Annotated in this window: 19 protein-coding genes; 10 read left to right on the top strand and 9 right to left on the bottom strand. The window is 42.3% G+C overall.

The features are described from left to right. Nucleotides 1-98: 98 nt before the first annotated feature. From FAM09_RS19600 to FAM09_RS19575, 6 genes are all read left to right on the top strand, one after another. Nucleotides 99-1,331, top strand: a complete 1,233-nt coding sequence (locus FAM09_RS19600; RefSeq protein WP_136578831.1) for a DUF1015 domain-containing protein — start codon at nt 99-101, stop codon at nt 1,329-1,331. Between the two features lie 197 nt (nt 1,332-1,528). Beyond that, nucleotides 1,529-2,554: a tetratricopeptide repeat protein gene (locus FAM09_RS19595; RefSeq protein ID WP_136578830.1), complete on the top strand. Its 1,026-nt coding sequence runs from the start codon at nt 1,529-1,531 to the stop codon at nt 2,552-2,554. A 138-nt stretch (nt 2,555-2,692) separates the two neighbouring features. Beyond that, nucleotides 2,693-4,474, top strand: a complete 1,782-nt coding sequence (locus FAM09_RS19590) for an AMP-dependent synthetase/ligase (RefSeq protein WP_136578829.1) — start codon at nt 2,693-2,695, stop codon at nt 4,472-4,474. A 393-nt stretch (nt 4,475-4,867) separates the two neighbouring features. Further along, nucleotides 4,868-6,340 carry a pyridoxal phosphate-dependent decarboxylase family protein gene (locus FAM09_RS19585; protein ID WP_136578828.1) on the top strand — a complete coding sequence of 491 codons (1,473 nt, stop codon included), beginning with the start codon at nt 4,868-4,870 and terminating at the stop codon, nt 6,338-6,340. A 180-nt stretch (nt 6,341-6,520) separates the two neighbouring features. Next, on the top strand, nt 6,521-7,585 hold the full coding sequence (locus FAM09_RS19580; RefSeq protein WP_136578827.1) for a branched-chain amino acid aminotransferase: 1,065 nt from the start codon (nt 6,521-6,523) through the stop codon (nt 7,583-7,585). 114 nt (nt 7,586-7,699) lie between these two features. Continuing rightward, complete coding sequence (locus tag FAM09_RS19575) at nt 7,700-8,392, top strand: SDR family NAD(P)-dependent oxidoreductase (protein WP_136578826.1); 693 nt, start codon at nt 7,700-7,702, stop codon at nt 8,390-8,392. Nucleotides 8,393-8,576: 184 nt separating this feature from the next. On the opposite strand, the gene FAM09_RS19570 is transcribed toward FAM09_RS19575, so the two are convergent. The 6 genes from FAM09_RS19570 to FAM09_RS19545 form a co-directional block, all read right to left on the bottom strand. Further along, entirely contained in the window at nt 8,577-8,873 is a 297-nt protein-coding gene (locus tag FAM09_RS19570) for a hypothetical protein (RefSeq protein ID WP_136578825.1), read from the bottom strand. A 515-nt stretch (nt 8,874-9,388) separates the two neighbouring features. Beyond that, nucleotides 9,389-9,634 (bottom strand): hypothetical protein, encoded by a 246-nt coding sequence (locus FAM09_RS19565; protein WP_136578824.1) that lies wholly within the window; start codon nt 9,632-9,634, stop codon nt 9,389-9,391. A 128-nt stretch (nt 9,635-9,762) separates the two neighbouring features. Beyond that, on the bottom strand, nt 9,763-11,160 hold the full coding sequence (locus tag FAM09_RS19560; RefSeq protein WP_136578823.1) for a HAMP domain-containing sensor histidine kinase: 1,398 nt from the start codon (nt 11,158-11,160) through the stop codon (nt 9,763-9,765). Then, nucleotides 11,161-11,850 (bottom strand): response regulator transcription factor, encoded by a 690-nt coding sequence (locus tag FAM09_RS19555; RefSeq protein WP_136578822.1) that lies wholly within the window; start codon nt 11,848-11,850, stop codon nt 11,161-11,163. A 110-nt stretch (nt 11,851-11,960) separates the two neighbouring features. Continuing rightward, on the bottom strand, nt 11,961-12,941 hold the full coding sequence (locus FAM09_RS19550; protein WP_136578821.1) for a type I glyceraldehyde-3-phosphate dehydrogenase: 981 nt from the start codon (nt 12,939-12,941) through the stop codon (nt 11,961-11,963). 153 nt (nt 12,942-13,094) lie between these two features. Beyond that, entirely contained in the window at nt 13,095-13,442 is a 348-nt protein-coding gene (locus tag FAM09_RS19545; RefSeq protein ID WP_136578820.1) for a response regulator, read from the bottom strand. A gap of 123 nt (nt 13,443-13,565) precedes the next feature. Here FAM09_RS19545 and FAM09_RS19540 point away from each other — a divergent pair, with 123 nt between their 5' ends. From FAM09_RS19540 to FAM09_RS19530, 3 genes are all read left to right on the top strand, one after another. Beyond that, complete coding sequence (locus FAM09_RS19540) at nt 13,566-13,796, top strand: YtxH domain-containing protein (protein WP_136578819.1); 231 nt, start codon at nt 13,566-13,568, stop codon at nt 13,794-13,796. 63 nt (nt 13,797-13,859) lie between these two features. Continuing rightward, entirely contained in the window at nt 13,860-14,210 is a 351-nt protein-coding gene (locus FAM09_RS19535; protein ID WP_136578818.1) for a hypothetical protein, read from the top strand. Then, nucleotides 14,194-14,592 (top strand): hypothetical protein, encoded by a 399-nt coding sequence (locus FAM09_RS19530; protein ID WP_136578817.1) that lies wholly within the window; start codon nt 14,194-14,196, stop codon nt 14,590-14,592. Before FAM09_RS19535 ends, FAM09_RS19530 begins: the two co-directional genes overlap by 17 nt. Here FAM09_RS19530 and FAM09_RS19525 read toward each other — a convergent pair. Both FAM09_RS19525 and FAM09_RS19520 read right to left on the bottom strand, forming a co-directional pair. After that, nucleotides 14,565-15,002: a response regulator gene (locus FAM09_RS19525; protein WP_136578816.1), complete on the bottom strand. Its 438-nt coding sequence runs from the start codon at nt 15,000-15,002 to the stop codon at nt 14,565-14,567. The genes FAM09_RS19530 and FAM09_RS19525 overlap by 28 nt on opposite strands. Nucleotides 15,003-15,177: 175 nt before the next feature. After that, on the bottom strand, nt 15,178-15,345 hold the full coding sequence (locus FAM09_RS19520; RefSeq protein WP_136578815.1) for a DUF1328 family protein: 168 nt from the start codon (nt 15,343-15,345) through the stop codon (nt 15,178-15,180). 359 nt (nt 15,346-15,704) lie between these two features. On the opposite strand from FAM09_RS19520, the gene FAM09_RS19515 reads away from it, so the two are divergent. After that, entirely contained in the window at nt 15,705-16,022 is a 318-nt protein-coding gene (locus FAM09_RS19515) for a hypothetical protein (protein WP_136578814.1), read from the top strand. Here FAM09_RS19515 and FAM09_RS19510 read toward each other — a convergent pair. Next, nucleotides 15,991-17,358 carry a sensor histidine kinase gene (locus tag FAM09_RS19510; protein WP_136578813.1) on the bottom strand — a complete coding sequence of 456 codons (1,368 nt, stop codon included), beginning with the start codon at nt 17,356-17,358 and terminating at the stop codon, nt 15,991-15,993. The genes FAM09_RS19515 and FAM09_RS19510 overlap by 32 nt on opposite strands. Nucleotides 17,359-17,430 lie beyond the last annotated feature (72 nt).

The raw sequence follows: 17,430 nt of genomic DNA, 5'->3' as shown, positions 1-17,430 counted from the left end.
CCCTTTAAGGGCGGCTCACCCCCGGCCCAATCACTGAAATTCTTTTTGTAAACTAGTGGCAAAGCCTGTTATTTTGCCCGCTTAATAATAGTAGTAAAATGGCTAATATTTCTCCTTTTAAAGCCCTGCGCCCACGCCCTGAGCTGGCAAAGCAGGTAGCTTCTCGTCCTTACGATGTGCTCAATTCGAAAGAAGCCCGTGAAGAAGTTGTAGGCAATCCGTATTCGTTCCTGCATATCACCAAATCAGAGATCGATCTGTCAGACGATATTGATATCCACACCGAACCGGTATATGAAAAGGCAAAGGAAAATATCGCGGCATTTATTCAACGCAGCATTTTGTTCCGGGAAGACAAACCTTGTTATTACATATATCAACTCGTTATGAACGGCCGTAGTCAAACCGGACTGGTTAGCGCCAGTTCAGTTGATGATTACGAAAATGATATCATCAAAAAGCACGAGTTTACCCGGCCCGAAAAAGAGAAAGACCGCATTAATCATATAGCCACCACCGGCGCACAAACAGGGAATGTTTTCCTGGCTTACCGCAACAATGCAGAAGTAGATGCCCTGATTGAACAATGGAAAAACACGCATTCGCCGGTATATGATTTCGTAGCAGACGATGCTATCAGTCATACTATTTGGGTCATCAACGACGACACCACTATTGAAACCATCACCAACCTGTTCAAAACAAAGATCCCGCAAACCTATATTGCAGATGGTCACCACCGGGCAGCTTCTGCCGCCAAAGTGAGAAAAGCATTGGGCGAAAAAGCCAAAGAAGAAGCGGATTATTTTTTAACTACCCTGTTCCCATCGAACCAGTTATACATCATGGATTACAACCGGGTAATTAAAGACCTGAACGGGCTCACCGAAGCAGCACTCCTGGAAAAATTAGGCGCTTCTTTTACTATAGAAAAAGCATCCAGCGCTGTATCGCCTGCTCAATTGCACCAGTTTGGGATGTACCTGAAAGGCCAGTGGTACATATTAACCGCCAAAGAAGGTACCTACTCGAACGATCCCATTGGCGTACTGGATGTAACGATCCTTTCAAACCTGGTACTGGACCCGGTTTTAGGCATTAAAGACCAGCGTACCGACAAACGGATCGATTTCGTGGGCGGTATTCGCGGTTTATCTGAGCTGGAAAAAAGAGTGAACAGTGGAGAAATGGCCGTGGCTTTCAGCCTGCACCCGGTTACCATTCAGCAATTGTTCGATATTGCCGACAGCGGTAATGTAATGCCCCCAAAAAGCACGTGGTTTGAACCCAAACTGCGCGATGGGTTGCTCACGCACCTGATTTATGGTTAACCCAGATATTGCTGATTTTGAGATTTAGAGATTTTGAGATGTAAAATCCCAAAATCTCTAAATCCCGGGATCAAAAATTTAAAGCTTTCTTACCTCCTATTTCCTACTTCTTACTTCCTACTTCTTCCCCTCCCTCCCCCCATATTTTAACTTTCTTTCCGGCTATCAGTCTTTTCCTTCCCTTATCTTTGAACTGTATGAAACATCTTTTACCAGTTGTAGGATTATTGTTTGCCGTACATATAGCGCAGGCCCAACCGGAGCCTGGCGATGTTAAAACAGTGCAGGAAACGGCTAAAGGGTTCATGAAGCAAGGCGATTATTCCAATGCCGTTTTGGTGCTGAACAGGGGTTTGCAAAACAATGCAGATAACCTGGAGCTACAGAAAGACCTGGCATTTGCCTATTACCTTAACCGTGATTATGTACGCGGAATTGAAGTGGCCAAAAAATTTCCCGAGCGCCAGGATGCCGACGTGCATAGTTTTCAGTTGCTGGGCATGTTATACAAAGCCATTGAAGAAGTAAAGGAATGTGAAAAAATGTATAAGTCGGCCCTGAAGAAATTTCCCAACAGCGGCACTTTGTACAACGAATATGGCGAAATGATGTGGAGCAAAAAAGATTACAGCGATGCCATCAAACTATGGGAAAAAGGCATTGAAGCTGACCCCAGCTATTCTGGAAACTACTATAACGCTGCCAAATACTACTATTTTACCCCCGATAAAGTTTGGGCGCTGGTGTATGGCGAAGTATTTGTAAACCTCGAAAGCTATTCAAAGCGTACTGCTGAGATCAAGAACATTTTGCTTGACGGCTATAAGAAGTTATTTACCGATGGCAACCTTACCAAAGACCAGGATACAAAGAATGAATTTGTGAAAGCATTCCTGGAAATTATGAAATCACAATCTTCGTTTATTGGCGCCAACGGGGTTACGGCGGAAACATTATCGGCTATTCGCACCAAATTTATCCTGGAGTGGTTTTCGAAAAATGCTACCCGTTTTCCCTTCCGCTTATACGAATATCACCAGCAACTGTTAAAAGCAGGGATGTTCGATGCGTATAACCAATGGATCTTTGGTACTGCCAACAACCTGCCGGCGTACGAAAACTGGACCAAAACTCACCAGGAAGAATATAACAAGTTTGATTACTTTCAACACAACCGGGTATTTAAGTTACCAGCGGGTCAGTATTATCAAACAGGAAAATAAATAATTAGCCCCGACAGTACCGCCGGGGCTTTTTTTATTTGCGCAGATTTGCTAAATTCAATAAAGCTAAAACCTGTAAAAATCAGTTTACAAAGGCTTAGGCCTAACAGGTTTACGACGGGTATAAAAACTACATCTATGACCGAACCCAAACGATTATTCGATTGCCTGCAATTCCATTTGAAAAGTAAGCCCTTGCCCGTTATGCTCGCGGCCAAGGAAAATGGTAAATGGAAAACATACAGCACGGAAGAAGTAAAAAACACAGTAGATAAACTCAGTGCAGGATTGTTGAACCTGGGTATTCAATGCGGCGATATGACCGCCGAAAAACGCGATAAAATTGCCATTCTTAGTAAAAACCGCCCCGAATGGGTGATGCTCGATCTGGCGGTTCAGCAAATTGGCGCCATTCTTACCCCAGTTTACCCTACCATTAATGTACAGGACCTGGAATTTGTGCTAAAAGATGCCCAGGTAAAAATAGTGTTCGTAAACGACGAAGAACTGTTTCACAAAGTTCTAAGCGTAAAAGACCGGGTACCTTCTTTACAGGAAATTTACACCTTTGAACATGTGGCCAATGCCCGCCACTGGAAAGAGGTAATCACTCTGTCGGATGAAGCGGCCCTACAAAAAATACAGACTATTGCAGATAATATTGCCTATGAAGACCTGGTTACCATTATTTATACATCAGGCACTACCGGTACTCCCAAAGGCGTGATGCTTTCGCATAAGAACATTCTGAGCAATGTGATGGCCTGTTATCCCTGTTTACCCGCGTTCCCGAATATGAAGTCGCTTAGCTTTTTGCCATTGAACCACATTTTCGAACGGATGATCACTTACTTTTATTTGTATAGGGGCATTGCCATCTATTATGCTGAAAGTATGGAGACCATTGGGGATAACCTGAAGGAAGTAAAACCCGACATGTTCACGACCGTTCCCCGCCTGCTCGAAAAAGTATACGACCGTATTATGGCCAAAGGCGCAGAGTTAACCGGTTTAAAAAGAAAATTATTTTACTGGGCGCATGACCTGGCTACCCGGTATGAGATCAATAAACCGATGGGCTTTAGTTATAACCTGCAATTGTCGCTGGCTAACAAACTCATCTTTAGTAAATGGCGCGAAGCGCTTGGCAACAACCTTAAATGTATTGTAAGTGGCGGCGCTGCCTGTCAGGTACGTTTAATTCGCATTTTTACCGCTGCTCAAATCCCGGTGCTCGAAGGGTATGGCTTAACAGAAACCTCTCCGGTGATCAGTGTGAATCGCTTTGAAGAGCACGATCGCATGTTTGGTACCGTAGGGCCGGTAATAGATGAGGTAGAAGTAAAAATTGCAGAAGACGGAGAAATATTATGTAAAGGCCCTAATGTAATGATGGGCTATTATAAACGGCCTGATCTTACAGAGGAAGCCATAAGCGGCGGATGGTATCATACCGGCGATATAGGGATGATAGTGGACAATAAGTACGTGAAAATAACCGACCGCAAAAAAGAACTGTTCAAAACAAGCGGCGGTAAATACGTTGCTCCGCTGCCTATAGAAAACAAGCTGAAAGAATCGATCTATGTAGAACAGATCATGGTAGTAGGTTCTGAACGCAAATTTGTAGGCGCATTGATCATTCCGGCATTTCCGGCATTGAAAGACTGGGCCCGCAAACAAGGCATTCAGGATTTGTCGAACGATCAATTAATAAAACAACCCAAAGTAATTGACCTGTTCAATGAACTGGTTGATAGCTACAATAAATTTTTCAACCACGTAGAGCAAATAAAAAGATTTGAATTACTACCCCAGGAATGGAGCATTGAAACCGGGGAAATGACGCCCAAGATGAGCATCAAACGAAAAGTGGTAATGGAGAAGTATAAGGATGCTATTGAACACATTTATGTTTAGGTGTCAATGGTGAATGGTCAATGGTGAATAGGTTCCCGATTTTCGGGCTTGCTTTCTCATTCAACATATTCTCATTTCCTTCTGTGTGTTTATTGCAGTATGCAGCAGTTATTGCAATTCGCAGCTTTCGCAATGCGTTGAAACAATGCCATTAATGGCTGCCCGATTAATAGTAGGAGCCTGGCATAGGTGAATTCACCATTGACCACTCACCACTCACAGCTCACCACTCACCACTCACTACTCACTACTCACCATCTGATCTAGCCCAACTTCTCAAAACTGCATCTGTTTTATAAGGCAATTCTTTTAGAAATTCGTATAGAAAGAGCAGGAATCGGGTTGCCAACACATTCAAGCTGTAGCAACTTTATAGCTGCAAATACGAAGAACATGAAAAAAGAAGCATTATTAACAGAAGAAAAAACGCTCGATCCCCAGGATTGGTCGGCTTTAAATGAGCTCGGCCACCGCATGCTCGACGATTTGTTCTATTACCTGGAAACTACGCGGCAGCGGCCGGTGTATTCAAAGCCAACAGCCAGGGCCATTGCCAGTGCACAACAACCATTGCCACAGTTACCGCAGGATGCCTCGGCTGTATATGATGATTTCTTTACCAACGTATTGCCCTTTAACACCAACAATATTCACCCGCGCTTTTGGGCATGGGTGCAGGGCGGCGGTACGCCATTTGGCATGCTGGCCGATATGCTGGCCTCGGGCTTGAATGCCAACGTAAGCATCGGCGACCATATGCCCATGCATGTTGAAAAGCAGGTCATTGACTGGTCGAAGGAAATGATGGGGTTCCCCGCAACGGCCAGCGGGCTGTTACTAAGCGGCGCTTCACTGGCGAATATCACCGCGTTGATCGTAGCGCGGCACCAGGCCAATCGCGATATTAAAACAAAAGGCTTGCAGGCGGTAAAAGGTCCGCTCACCATATACGGCTCATCCGAAACGCATAATTGCGTATTGAAAGGGGTAGAAGTGATTGGCATCGGCAGCGATAATTTTCGCAAAGTGCCGGTAGATGAGCAATATCGAATTCGAACGGATGAATTAAAGCGTATGATCGTTGAAGATATAGCGGCCGGGTATCATCCGTTTTGCATCATAGGCAATGCCGGCACCGTAAATACCGGCGCTATTGATCCGCTGAACGAATTGGTAGCCATTGCCCGGGAACACAACCTGTGGCTGCATGTTGATGGCGCTTTTGGCGCAATTCCTTACCTGTTGCCTGAATTTGCTGACCGGTTAAAAGGCATGGAGCAGGCTGATAGCTTATCATTCGATTTTCATAAATGGATGTATGTTAATTATGAAGCGGCCTGCGTGTTGGTCAGGGATCCACAACTCCATCGCGAAGCATTTACTACGGCCGTCAACTATTTATCCCTGCACGAACGGGGTTTATCTGCCGGACCAGACAGTTTTACCAATTTTGGCATGGAATTGTCGCGGGGATTTAAGGCTTTAAAAATATGGATGTTGTTAAAGCAGAACGGGTTGGAAACCTACCGTACGCTCATCAGGCAAAACCTGCAGCAGGCACAATACCTTGCAGAACGGGTACAATTTCAGCCAACGCTTGAGTTGCTGGCGCCGGTTCCCCTGAACATTGTATGCTATCGCTACAATCCGGGCAACTGTACCGAAAGGGAATTAAATGCGCTGAACAAGGAAATTTTGATGCAGTTGCACGAACAGGGTATTGCCGCGCCTTCCTATACCCTGCTGAACGGACAATATGCCATTCGCACTGCCATAACCAACCATCGCAGCCGGTTCGAGGATTTTGAATTGCTTGTAAATGAAACAGTACGGATTGGGACTGGAATTACTGGGATAGTGGGATAACTGTGATATTGGGAATTGGAATTTGGAGCTTGAAATCTGGCTCCCGGCTATAGCGGGGCAGGCTTTGTGATTTGAATCCTGGCATTTGAGGGTTTGCCGTTTGCCGTTTCACGTTTCACGTTTCATGAGTATCTTTACAAACTGATTGACTTGTAGCACTTAAATAAATTTTATTTGTATATGGAACTTACCGATGAGATAAAGGTTCAGAGAACAACCAAATCGAAATTACCTGAAGTAGATTTCAACAAACTGGGTTTCGGCAACTATGTATCTGATCACATGCTGATCTGCAACTATGCCAAGGGTCAGTGGGAAGCGCCCCGCATCATTCCTTTTGGCGAAATTACTGTAAGTCCTACCACCCTGGCATTTCATTACGGACAATCTGTATTTGAAGGATTGAAAGCATTCAGGCTGGAAGATGGCCGCATTAACCTGTTTCGCGTGCAAAAGCATTATGAAAGAATGCTGCGGTCACTTGACCGCATGTGCATGCCCGGCATACCTGAAGAAATATTTGTTGATGGTTTACGTCGCCTGATAGAAGTAGATAAAGACTGGTTACCCGCACAACCCGGCGTCTCCTTATATATCCGCCCGCTGATGTTTGCCAGCGAGGCCAAATATGGCGTAAAGATCTCTGATGAATATTGTTTCATCATGTTTACTGGTCCGGTTGGTCCGTATTTTTCGCAACCATTGAGATTAAAAGTAGAAACAGAGTATACACGAGCCGCCAAGGGCGGAACCGGTTCTGCCAAATGCGCCGGCAACTACGGTGGCGCCTTCTACCCAACGCAAAAAGCAAAAGAAGCCGGCTACGACCAGGTATTATGGACAGATGCCCGCGAAAATAAATACATTGAAGAATCCGGCATGATGAATGCCATGTTCGTGATAGATGGCATTTTGGTTACTCCACCTACCAGTGATTCCATTCTGGCTGGCGTAACCCGCGATTCATTATTGACGCTGGCCGCCGACCTGGGTATTCCTTATGAAGCCCGTCCGATAAGCGTGGCAGAGATCGAAAATGCGTTCAGGCATAATACCATCACAGAAGCATTTGGTGCAGGTACTGCAGCCGTAGTGGCGCCTATTTCTACCATCCACTTAAATGGCATCGATCATCATTTACCAGCCTATAACGACAACGCCATTATGTTCAGGCTGAAGAACAAAATGGAAGCCATTCGTAAAGGCCAGGAGGAAGACAAACATGGATGGAATTTCCTGTTTTAGATCAGATATTATTCTATAATAAAATTTTCAGGTGTGCCATCCCCCAGGGCAGGATGGCACACTTCTTTTTTAGGTAATACCACTATCTTTGGCAATCAACATATAACTTTTCTTATGCCCAAAACCATTATCATAACAGGCGCTAACGGCAACCTGGGTACTGCGGTGGTAAAAAAATTCCTGGAAGAAGACTATAAAGTAATTGCGGTTGACCATTCAGGTAGCCGCCTGGGTTTTGCAGACAGGCATCCGAAATTCGAGCTGCATAGCATTGACCTTTCCGATGAATCGGAAAGCGAAATTTTCGTAAAAGAAGCAGCCAGCCTGTATGGGAATATCGATTGCGGCGTATTGTTAGCAGGCGGTTTTGAGATGGGCGGTATTGAAACCACCAATACCGCAGCCTTAAGAAAAATGTTTTCCCTGAATTTTGAAACAGCTTATCATATTGCCCGCCCGTTATTTCAACACATGATGCAAAACGGCTATGGCAGGTTGGTATTTACCGGCGCCCGCCCGGGCTTACAGGCAGAAGAAGGAACTAACAAAATTGCGTATGCGTTAAGTAAATCGTTGCTGTTTAAACTGGCCGATATTTTAAACAAACAAGCCAAAGGTAAAAATGTAACCGTGTCGGTAATAGCACCCAGCACCATCGACACGCCACCGAATCGCGAAAGTATGCCAGACGCTAATTTCAATAACTGGGTTAAAGCTGAGCAGATTGCCGATGTGCTGGCATTTATTTGTTCTGATAAAGGAAATGTGCTTAGAGAACCGGTATACAAGGTTTATAACAATGCATAAAAAAATAAGATGAGTTATTCAATTGTAATCAAATAACTCATCTTATCAAATTAACCCTGAGTGCTTACCTAAGCTTTCGCCCCGCAATGCGGGGTCGTACGGAATAAACACCCAGGATCTTATTACACCATTAAACACTATTCTTTCTTTATCAGCCTTCCTGGTTTGCGCACCTTTTCATAGGTTAAACTTCCAACACACTATTCCACCCAGTAACGCCATCAGGTTCGCGGAATTGATTCTCAATATCTTCAGCCCACATTCTTTCATCAATAAAAAATTTGTAGTGATACCTGCCGCGGGGTAACATTGGTATTTCTATAGTCCAAAATCCGTTCTTAGTGGGACGTAACGCTAACTGGTCATGAGCCCAGTTATTAAAATCACCAGCCAATGCAATTCTGTTTGCACAGGCGTTTTTGATATGAAACTCAATACACTTCTTCCTCTTGTTTACGTAAGGGGATTGATGGTGTTTCATGGTGCCCTCCTTTTTATGGTTGCCTAAAAAAATGTTGTGATCAAATACGGATACTGTAATCAATACGGATCTTTAATAGCTTTCACAAGGTTATTAAGGCATCAAAAGAATAAAATGACACAAATCCAGGCAAAATTGAACGAGTAAGGCAGAGATATTAGTTTAAGGATTTTTTACTGACGCGTCACAAAAGGTACGATGTTTTGAAAAATTTTAAAAGGATTTGTCGCATTATTTTTCGCGGGTTAACCGAATAAATTTTATTCAATTGTATATCAATAAAAATTCACATCAACATAACCTTGCCTTAACATTACAAGTGTGAACATTGATCAAATGTACAGGTAAACACATTGCTGGTGCATGATCAGCATCATATGACTGCATGATTGCTAAACCGATTTGAGGTTTATCAATTTTTATCTCAATAATGACTTTACCGTTTGGTGCCTGGTCAATGATTGTTACTCAGGGAAGGTAACTTCAGGGATAAAAATTCACGATGAAAAAGTTATTTACCGGCTCGTTAATTGCTTTTCGGCATCGCTGTTTGCCAGGCTGTCGAGGTCGTGTTTCAGGAAATTAATATCTCTTTGCAATTGCAGGTTTACGGAAAGAACAGAGTCGTTTTGCAACAACAATTGGTTGTTGGATTCTGTCAGTTGTTTGTTTCTCCGATGCTGCACAAAAGCTATTACAAGGAGAATAATAACACCCATTGTGAGGCCCCGGAAAATAATAACATGTTGATTCGGTTTCATCAAAATTATAGTATCCCAAATATGATTTATTACCGTTAAACGCTAATTAAACAGGAATTAAAAAGCAATTAAACAAACGAAGGATAAGCGTTTTCTGAAGCCCTGATTAATAAAATACCGGAATACCCTTAAGGTTTAGCTGCAAATGCTTTCAGGGAAGGAAGTATAATGGTGAAAACAGTACCCATTTCCCTGGAGGAATGTACTTTAATATCCCCTTTATGTAAATTGATGATCCGCTTGGCGAGGGCCAGTCCGAGCCCAAAACCCTTTATAGGCGATACTTTGGCGCTCCGGAAAAATGGTTGAAAAATATGTTCGGCATCTTCCTTAGTGATCGTATCGCCGTAATTCCTGAACTGTACAATTACGTTGTCATTTTCGAACATCAGGTTGACCATAACATGATGATCGAACGAAAATTTACATCCATTATCTGCAATATTCCGTAGTGAACTGTACAACAGATCGGGATTGCCAAATACCAGGAAAGCTTTTTCATCATCGGGAAAATCGCCAAACTGCAGGATCACTTTATATTCTTCACTGTTCTTTTGTACATCGGCAGTAACTTTCAACAACACTTCATCTATACGCACTTCATTTAATTCAATACTTCCCTGCGTTCCGGTTTTGGCAATCTCGAGCAGGCTTTTGGTAAGCTGCTGCATTTGCTGCACATCTTCATGTACCGACTGTATCACCTGCTTGTATTCTCCCGTACTTCTTTCTTTTTGTAAGGTTACATCCAGTTGACTCGAGATGGAAGTAAGCGGCGTTGATAATTCATGCGAGGCATTGGAAATAAAGCGCCGTTGAATCACAAACGACTCCTGCAACCGGTCGAGCAATTCGTTAAAGGTATTGGCCAGTTGGTTCAATTCATCTTGTGTACTACCAGCATGTATATGATGCGACAGGTTTTGCGAGGTAATATGTTTTACATCGTAAATGATCTGCTTAATGGGTTTTACCAGTTGCACGGAGAAAGCATAACCTACCAGCAGGGCGATGGCAATACCAATAAACAAACAGGTTAACAATATATCCCGCAGGTCCTTCAATCGTTGCCATCCATCCACATCGTAACCGGCTACTACCACAACAATGCGGCTGCGGTTATCGGTGTAATGAAAGGCTAGTACATCGCGTTTATACGCCGTATAATAAACTTCGTGTTTTACGCGGGCTTGTTTCAAAATGTCTTTATCGGGCAATATAGAATCGATCTCAGGTGCATTATACCTGTACACCGGTTTATCGAGGTAGTTGAAGATCACTACGCTTTTTTGATGCAGTGTAAATGCCGATGCCGAATCAATTTGATACAGAACTGCACGGGTGCTGTCGCTATCTCCGAAGTAAGAAAAAAGCTGGCCATCGTTATTGGCGCGTCCTTTCAACCGTCTTTTAAATGCTTCAGTACGCTGCAGTGCTGTAAAATAATGAACGGAAATACTTAATACCAACAGAATAATGGTAACGAGTAAGGCAAAAAGCGCGGTTATTTTAAATTTGATCTTCACCTAGGGGTTTTCTTTCAATATATAGCCCATGCCTACCTGCGTATGAATAAGCCGGGTTTCAAAATCCTTATCCAGCTTCTTACGCAGGAAGTTTACATAAACATCAATTACATTGGTCTTTGTGTCAAAATCAATATCCCAAACATTCAGGGCAATATCTGCACGGGATACCACCCGGTTCTTATTACGTATCAGGTATTCGAGCAATTGAAATTCCTTGGCAGTAAGTGAAATGGGTTTGTCGGCCCGCGTCACTTCCTTACTATCCAGGTTCATAGTAAGGTCGGCCACTTTCAGAATATTACCGGTTGGAATATTATGATAGATCCTTTTTAATAAAGCCCTGATGCGTACCAGCAGTTCCTTAAAGTCGAATGGCTTTACAATATAATCATCGGCGCCGGCATCAAATCCTTCTATTTTATCAGCAGTGGTATTAAGGGCTGTAAGCATTACTACCGGAATGCGTTCACTGTGCCGGCGGATCTCTTTACACAACTCATATCCATTTAAGCCAGGCAGATTTATATCCAGTATAATGAGGTCGAACGGGTAGGTCTCAAATAATTTTTTACCAATGAGGCCATCATAAGCTACTTCAACATAATAGTTCTGCTCTGTAAGCCCTTTTTTTAATGACTCAGCTATCTTTTTTTCATCCTCAACCAGTAAAATTTTTATTTCTTCCATAGCTAAAAATTCATGGTCGCAAAATTCACGAATAATAAAGTTACCGGGTAGTTATTATCAATATAACTAATTAAAAGTAAATTAAAATTCTCAAATCAACTTCCAGCCTGCTACATCAAACTCAGCCAGTCGATCATGCGGGTGGTAAAACCATATTCATTATCGAACCAGGCTATCAGCTTTACATGATTGCCTACTACCGTTGTTAGCGAACCATCAATTACACAGGAATGAGTATTTCCTTTTATATCAAGCGAAACCAACTGGTCTTCGGTATATTCTATAATGCCTTTATAATCGTTTTCAGCGGCTGTTGAAAAAAGCCGGTTTATCTCCTGGCGGGAAGTTTCCTGTTGCAATTGAATGGTAAAATCGGCCATGGCGCCATTGGCTACCGGCACCCGGGTTGATACTGAAGCGATCTTGTCTTTAAGCGCCGGTAATAACCGTTCGAGCGAATGTTGCAGATCAATTTCAACCGGAATAATGGCTTCAGCTGCCGCCCGTCCGCGCCGGAATTGTTTATGGGGCGCATCAACAAGTTCCTGGCGTGAAGTATAGGAGTGTAAAATATTACACTGCACCGATTTAATTCCTATTGCATTTAAAATATATAAAATATGAGTTGAGCAATTGGTCATGCAGCCGCCGGGTGAAATAATCGTTTCTTCTTTGGTTAGCGCATGCTGGTTAAAGCCGTACACCAGCAGGGGAATATCGGCAGAACCGGTGGTAGACAATAACACTTTGCGGGCGCCGGCTTTAAGGTGTTGTTCTGCAGCAGCCCGGCTGCTGAAGTTGCCCGAACATTCCAGTACTACATCCACCTTCAGGTCTTTCCAGGGCAGGGCAGCCGGTTTTTCCTGCTGAAAGGCTTTAATTTCTTTACCATTGGCTACAATAGCTCCCGGCTTCCGGGTAATGGTTCCGGCAAAAGTGCCGTATACCGAGTCATACTTCAGCAGGTAGGCCAGGTTATCAGTATCCATGATATCATTTACCGCAACCAGTTCAAGATCTTTATTATCAATCAATCGTCTGAACAATAACCGGCCTATACGGCCCATTCCGTTAATTGCAATTCTCATCATGTAGTCATGTAGTTTTAAATGAAGGTGCAAATATAGTCAACCGGCAAATGCAGGGCATAAAGCTCAAGAACCAAATAACAAGAACCAAAAGGAAAGCCCAAAACGCTCCTATAAACTGTATTTTGGGGAGCTTGGGATTTGGGTTTTGAAATTTTAACTGAAGTAGGTATCCAGGTCGCGCAGGGAAATAGGCTTTTCCCAAATTTTTGTTACCGGCAGGTCGTCTTTGATACTGGGCGGATTAAAAGCACTTAATAAATGTAATTTAATATTGGGATGATCTTTAATGATATTCTCCGCTTTTTCCCAGCCTAACCCATCGGGTAAGTTATTATCAAGAAATAATATATCGGGCAAAAACTGGTCAACCTGGCTAAGGCCCTCAGAAAGCGTATAGGCAGTAAGTACATCACAGTTTTTACGGCTGAGATAGGCCTTAATCAAAAGGCACAGATCCTTCTCATCATCTATTATTAAAACCTTAAGTCGCTCCTTTGTCATGTTTTAGAGCCGAATTTTAAATACCCTGGGGAAATTGTTTCCCATTGATGAAAAATATAAAAAAAACAGGAATCTTTTATCAGTGGTATAATTTTTTCCTCAAATTCCTGAAAACGTAAATGTATGACATCTAACACAAAAATCATTCTAGGTATGTTGGCTGCTGCGGCAGCAGGTGCTGCTATCGGTATCTTATTGGCTCCCGAAAAGGGCAGTGAATTAAGAAGAAAGATAAAGAACGGTATTGACGAAGTAATGGAAGACGTGGCTGAATTACTGGCTGTTGGTAAAGAAGAAATGAAGAATATGTATGCCGGGGCAAAGGAAGAATTTGAACAGGAGTTAGAAAGATAAGCTGGCCGGTTATGGTTAGAACGCAGCTTAAAATATTTGAAAGGCCGGATTTAAAATAACATCATGGACAATTTAAACACCAAAGCAGCCACCCTTGCCAACCATGTACAGGACATAGCACAAACGTATTATGATTTAGCCCGCGTTAATGTAGCACAGGCAGGCTCCAAGGCCATTTCACGTGCTATTATTTTCTTCCTGTTAGCGGGTTTAGTCCTTTGTATCTTACTGTTGGCCGGTATAGGGCTGGCGTTGTTTGCAGGCAATAAGTTGAACAATGCGGCCGCAGGTTATTTTATAGTTGCTTCTTTTTACCTTTTTCTCGTCATCGTTTTGTACTTGCTACGAAAAAAAGTTATCTTACCATTTATCAGGGATTTTATCGTCAGGAAAATTTATGACAAATCAGATTAACAGTTACAAGGAATTGTTGCAGGAAAAGGCGCGGTTAAAAGCGTTACTGGCCGAGCAGGAAGTGCTGATCAAAGAAGACTGGCAGGCAATTAAGCATGATCTTCAGCCAGCCGTTCTTGTAGGTTCCACGCTACGCAAATTATTAACCCGCAAAGGCGGCATAACTGCTGCTCACCTGGGCATTAATTTACTGGCCGACGGGTTTGTTAAAAAGGTATTGCTAGGGCGAACAAAGTGGCTTATCCGATGGCTAGTGCCTTTCTTAATAAAGAATTATGCATCACACCTGGTTGATGAACCCGGAAGCTGGTTGCATAAAATAAAAACCATGTTTGGGAAGAACGGTAAAATGCATCAGGAAACAGGAATGGATGCAGTTTGAAACCAGAAGCTGCGGATGTTTTCAACTACTTTTAATAAGGCGTCAAAACTTATAGGCTTAACCACATAACTGTTAGCCCCGAGCTCGTAACAACGTTTAATTTCAATTTCGTTTTTTGTAGTAGTAAAAACGATAACCGGTATCTTTTTAAATACCGGATGTTGTTTTATTTCTTTCAATACTTCGCGGCCATCTTTTTTGGGCATATTCAAATCGAGCAAAATAAAACCCGGGAGGGCTTTCATTTCCATATTGGCGCTCGTATAAATATTATCCAGGTAATTCAACACTTCAATACCATTCTCAACAAAGTCAATTTGCTCGGGATAGCCAATTTCTGCAAAGGCAGTCTGAAGCAGGTACCGGTCATCGGCATCATCTTCTGCAATAAGAATTGGCTGCTTATTCATAAATGAATTTTCGTTTATCCTTTCAAATGTAAGTATTTGTTAAGAGACGGTAACCTTAAAATTTCCTTAAGACACAGTATTACAAAAGAAAAAGTCCGGAAGAAGATTCAATAGTAGTAATGATTCTTCCGGACTTTAAACTTTTCTGACTCGCTGGTTTGCCAATTATTCAAGGTTAATCTACACGACGGAAACCACCTGCAATTAATGAGATCAGGAATAATATTATAAATATAAAAAACAGAATTTTGGCAATGGAAGCAGCACCTGCAGCTATTCCGGTGAAACCAAAAATGGCTGCTATAATTGCTACTACCAGGAATATTACTGTCCAACGTAGCATAAAAAAAGATTTTAAGTGAACAAATACTGTTTACCATCAATTGTATTAACCGGTTTTGTGCTGGTGCACTGGTTCGTTCTTTACACACCTGGTACCGGTGTTTATGGTATAATTTGTAAAAATCATACCGTCTGTATACCTCAAATGCCTTTTATATTAATCATCTGATTATACTCCCCTGTTCAGGTAAAAAAAATTACAGCGTGTAGAGTTACTTCTACATTATTTTTTTACTTGTATTATTATCCTTGTAGGTACAATCTTTACATTAATACAGTAGCTGCTTCTTATTTTAATAGTCGTTAATGAACAACTTCAGACATAATAAAAGCAATGTAATAACTAATAAATATTGGGTTATGAAGAACAGCTATTTGTTACACATAGACGAGCATACAACACAGGGCATTCCGTTGGAAGATATTAGTTTTCTTTCGTCATTTAAAGCCAACCTGCTTGAAGACCTTCTTGCAGAGATCCATATCATTGAAATAACATTATCGAATCCGGGCGATAGCCAGGTAGCCGCCCTGGTAAAGATTGGTGCACAAACCGGTGAATTCACAGGTTACAGCGTAGCCATCCGCTGGGAAACTGCCATCGCAAAAGCTTTTGAAAGCATCAGGTACCATTTTACCTTTTTTGCTAACTCTCCGATACAGGAAAATATAAATTGAACAATGCCCCTTTGTCAATTTGGCCTGACGCCAATACATAACCATTGTGATTGGTCATCACCCTTTCAACAATAGCCAACCCGATGCCTTTGCCTTCGTATTCAGGTTCGGTATGCAAACGCTGAAATATTAAGAATATTTTCTGGTTGAATTCATTGCTGAAGCCAATGCCATTGTCCTGCACACTGATGCGAATGAATTCCTTTTTCAATAAATTCTTGTCGATATGCATCAGCTCTTCGCCAGTTGTTTGCACACATTGAATGGTCACTACCGGCGGTATGCCCGGCTTTCCAAATTTGAGCGCATTATCGATCAGCGCCTTGAACATGAGGTACAGTTGTTTTTCAAACCCGGTAATAGCCGGCATTTGACCTATATGTATCGTGGCTCTTTTTATCTCAATGTCCTGCTTCAGGTATTCAACCACCGATTGCAGTAAACGATCTGCATCCACTACACTTAATTTTTCGCCGCCGCGCACCAGGTTGGCAAAATTCATGAGGTCTTCAAGCAAGCCCTGCATGCGGCGTGCAGAATAATCGATGCGGGAAAGGATCATTTTCCCTTCGTCATTTAACTGATCACGGTATTTCCAAAGTAACCGGTCACTGAAAGTTCGAATGCGTCGCAATGGTTCCTGCAAGTCGTGCGATGTAGCAAATGCTATTTGTTCCAGCTCCACATTATAAGCATTTACCTCAAGCATTTTCTGCTCTAATTGTTTTTGATATAATGATCGTTGCCGGTATTCTTTAAGAATTACGAGGAAAGAGATGAAAATTATTACCGCTGCAAACAAAAAGATAGCTGTAAAATAGCGCGGCATGCTCGACTCATACTTATTACCTTCAAACCGCTTTACCCAATTTGTTTCTTCTAATTGTATTCTTTTAAAAACTACGCGCAAACTATCCATATACCCCTTTGTTTCCATGAGGCTGTGGCGCGATTTCAAATAAACACTGTGCTGAAAATGATCTATGAGGTTATTCATCAGTAACCCCGCCTTGTTCAGCAATTGCTGTTGATGAATATTGTCGGCAGTAAGACGTTTCAAAGAGTCGTAACCCGGTTTAATATCGTTACGAATATCGAGATAAGGTTGTAAAAAGGCACTATCGTTGGTTAACAGGTAACCGCGTTGGCCTGTTTCTGCTTCCTTGATAAAATTTTCCAACTCACTGGTCTGAAGAATTACTTTATAAGCATGTTCAATACGCCGGTTTTGTGCATTCGACCGAATGTAACTCTCATACAACAAGTACGAGAGAAAAATCGTAATGATGAGTGATAAGATGAATGCGGTAATGATAAAAAATATTCTTTTTTTCATAGCTAGTTTAATTCTACAAACCGGGGATAATTTTCTACATTCTTCTTAAGCACTTTTACCATCCGCAACATA

It is taken from the genome of Niastella caeni (assembly GCF_004834005.1).
Lineage (GTDB): Bacteria > Bacteroidota > Bacteroidia > Chitinophagales > Chitinophagaceae > Niastella > Niastella caeni.
The sequence above is the reverse complement of the archived record's forward strand: the minus strand, read 5'-3'. Positions and strand labels throughout refer to the sequence as shown.

Bases quoted from the DNA above. Each gene is read 5' to 3' on its own strand.
- FAM09_RS19600 (WP_136578831.1), top strand. From the start codon at position 99: ATGGCTAATATTTCTCCTTTTAAAGCCCTGCGCCCACGCCCTGAGCTG.
- FAM09_RS19595 (WP_136578830.1), top strand. From the start codon at position 1,529: ATGAAACATCTTTTACCAGTTGTAGGATTATTGTTTGCCGTACATATA.
- FAM09_RS19590 (WP_136578829.1), top strand. From the start codon at position 2,693: ATGACCGAACCCAAACGATTATTCGATTGCCTGCAATTCCATTTGAAA.
- FAM09_RS19585 (WP_136578828.1), top strand. From the start codon at position 4,868: ATGAAAAAAGAAGCATTATTAACAGAAGAAAAAACGCTCGATCCCCAG.
- FAM09_RS19580 (WP_136578827.1), top strand. From the start codon at position 6,521: ATGGAACTTACCGATGAGATAAAGGTTCAGAGAACAACCAAATCGAAA.
- FAM09_RS19575 (WP_136578826.1), top strand. From the start codon at position 7,700: ATGCCCAAAACCATTATCATAACAGGCGCTAACGGCAACCTGGGTACT.
- FAM09_RS19570 (WP_136578825.1), bottom strand. From the start codon at position 8,873: ATGAAACACCATCAATCCCCTTACGTAAACAAGAGGAAGAAGTGTATT.
- FAM09_RS19565 (WP_136578824.1), bottom strand. From the start codon at position 9,634: ATGAAACCGAATCAACATGTTATTATTTTCCGGGGCCTCACAATGGGT.
- FAM09_RS19555 (WP_136578822.1), bottom strand. From the start codon at position 11,850: ATGGAAGAAATAAAAATTTTACTGGTTGAGGATGAAAAAAAGATAGCT.
- FAM09_RS19550 (WP_136578821.1), bottom strand. From the start codon at position 12,941: ATGATGAGAATTGCAATTAACGGAATGGGCCGTATAGGCCGGTTATTG.
- FAM09_RS19545 (WP_136578820.1), bottom strand. From the start codon at position 13,442: ATGACAAAGGAGCGACTTAAGGTTTTAATAATAGATGATGAGAAGGAT.
- FAM09_RS19540 (WP_136578819.1), top strand. From the start codon at position 13,566: ATGACATCTAACACAAAAATCATTCTAGGTATGTTGGCTGCTGCGGCA.
- FAM09_RS19535 (WP_136578818.1), top strand. From the start codon at position 13,860: ATGGACAATTTAAACACCAAAGCAGCCACCCTTGCCAACCATGTACAG.
- FAM09_RS19530 (WP_136578817.1), top strand. From the start codon at position 14,194: ATGACAAATCAGATTAACAGTTACAAGGAATTGTTGCAGGAAAAGGCG.
- FAM09_RS19525 (WP_136578816.1), bottom strand. From the start codon at position 15,002: ATGAATAAGCAGCCAATTCTTATTGCAGAAGATGATGCCGATGACCGG.
- FAM09_RS19520 (WP_136578815.1), bottom strand. From the start codon at position 15,345: ATGCTACGTTGGACAGTAATATTCCTGGTAGTAGCAATTATAGCAGCC.
- FAM09_RS19515 (WP_136578814.1), top strand. From the start codon at position 15,705: ATGAAGAACAGCTATTTGTTACACATAGACGAGCATACAACACAGGGC.
- FAM09_RS19510 (WP_136578813.1), bottom strand. From the start codon at position 17,358: ATGAAAAAAAGAATATTTTTTATCATTACCGCATTCATCTTATCACTC.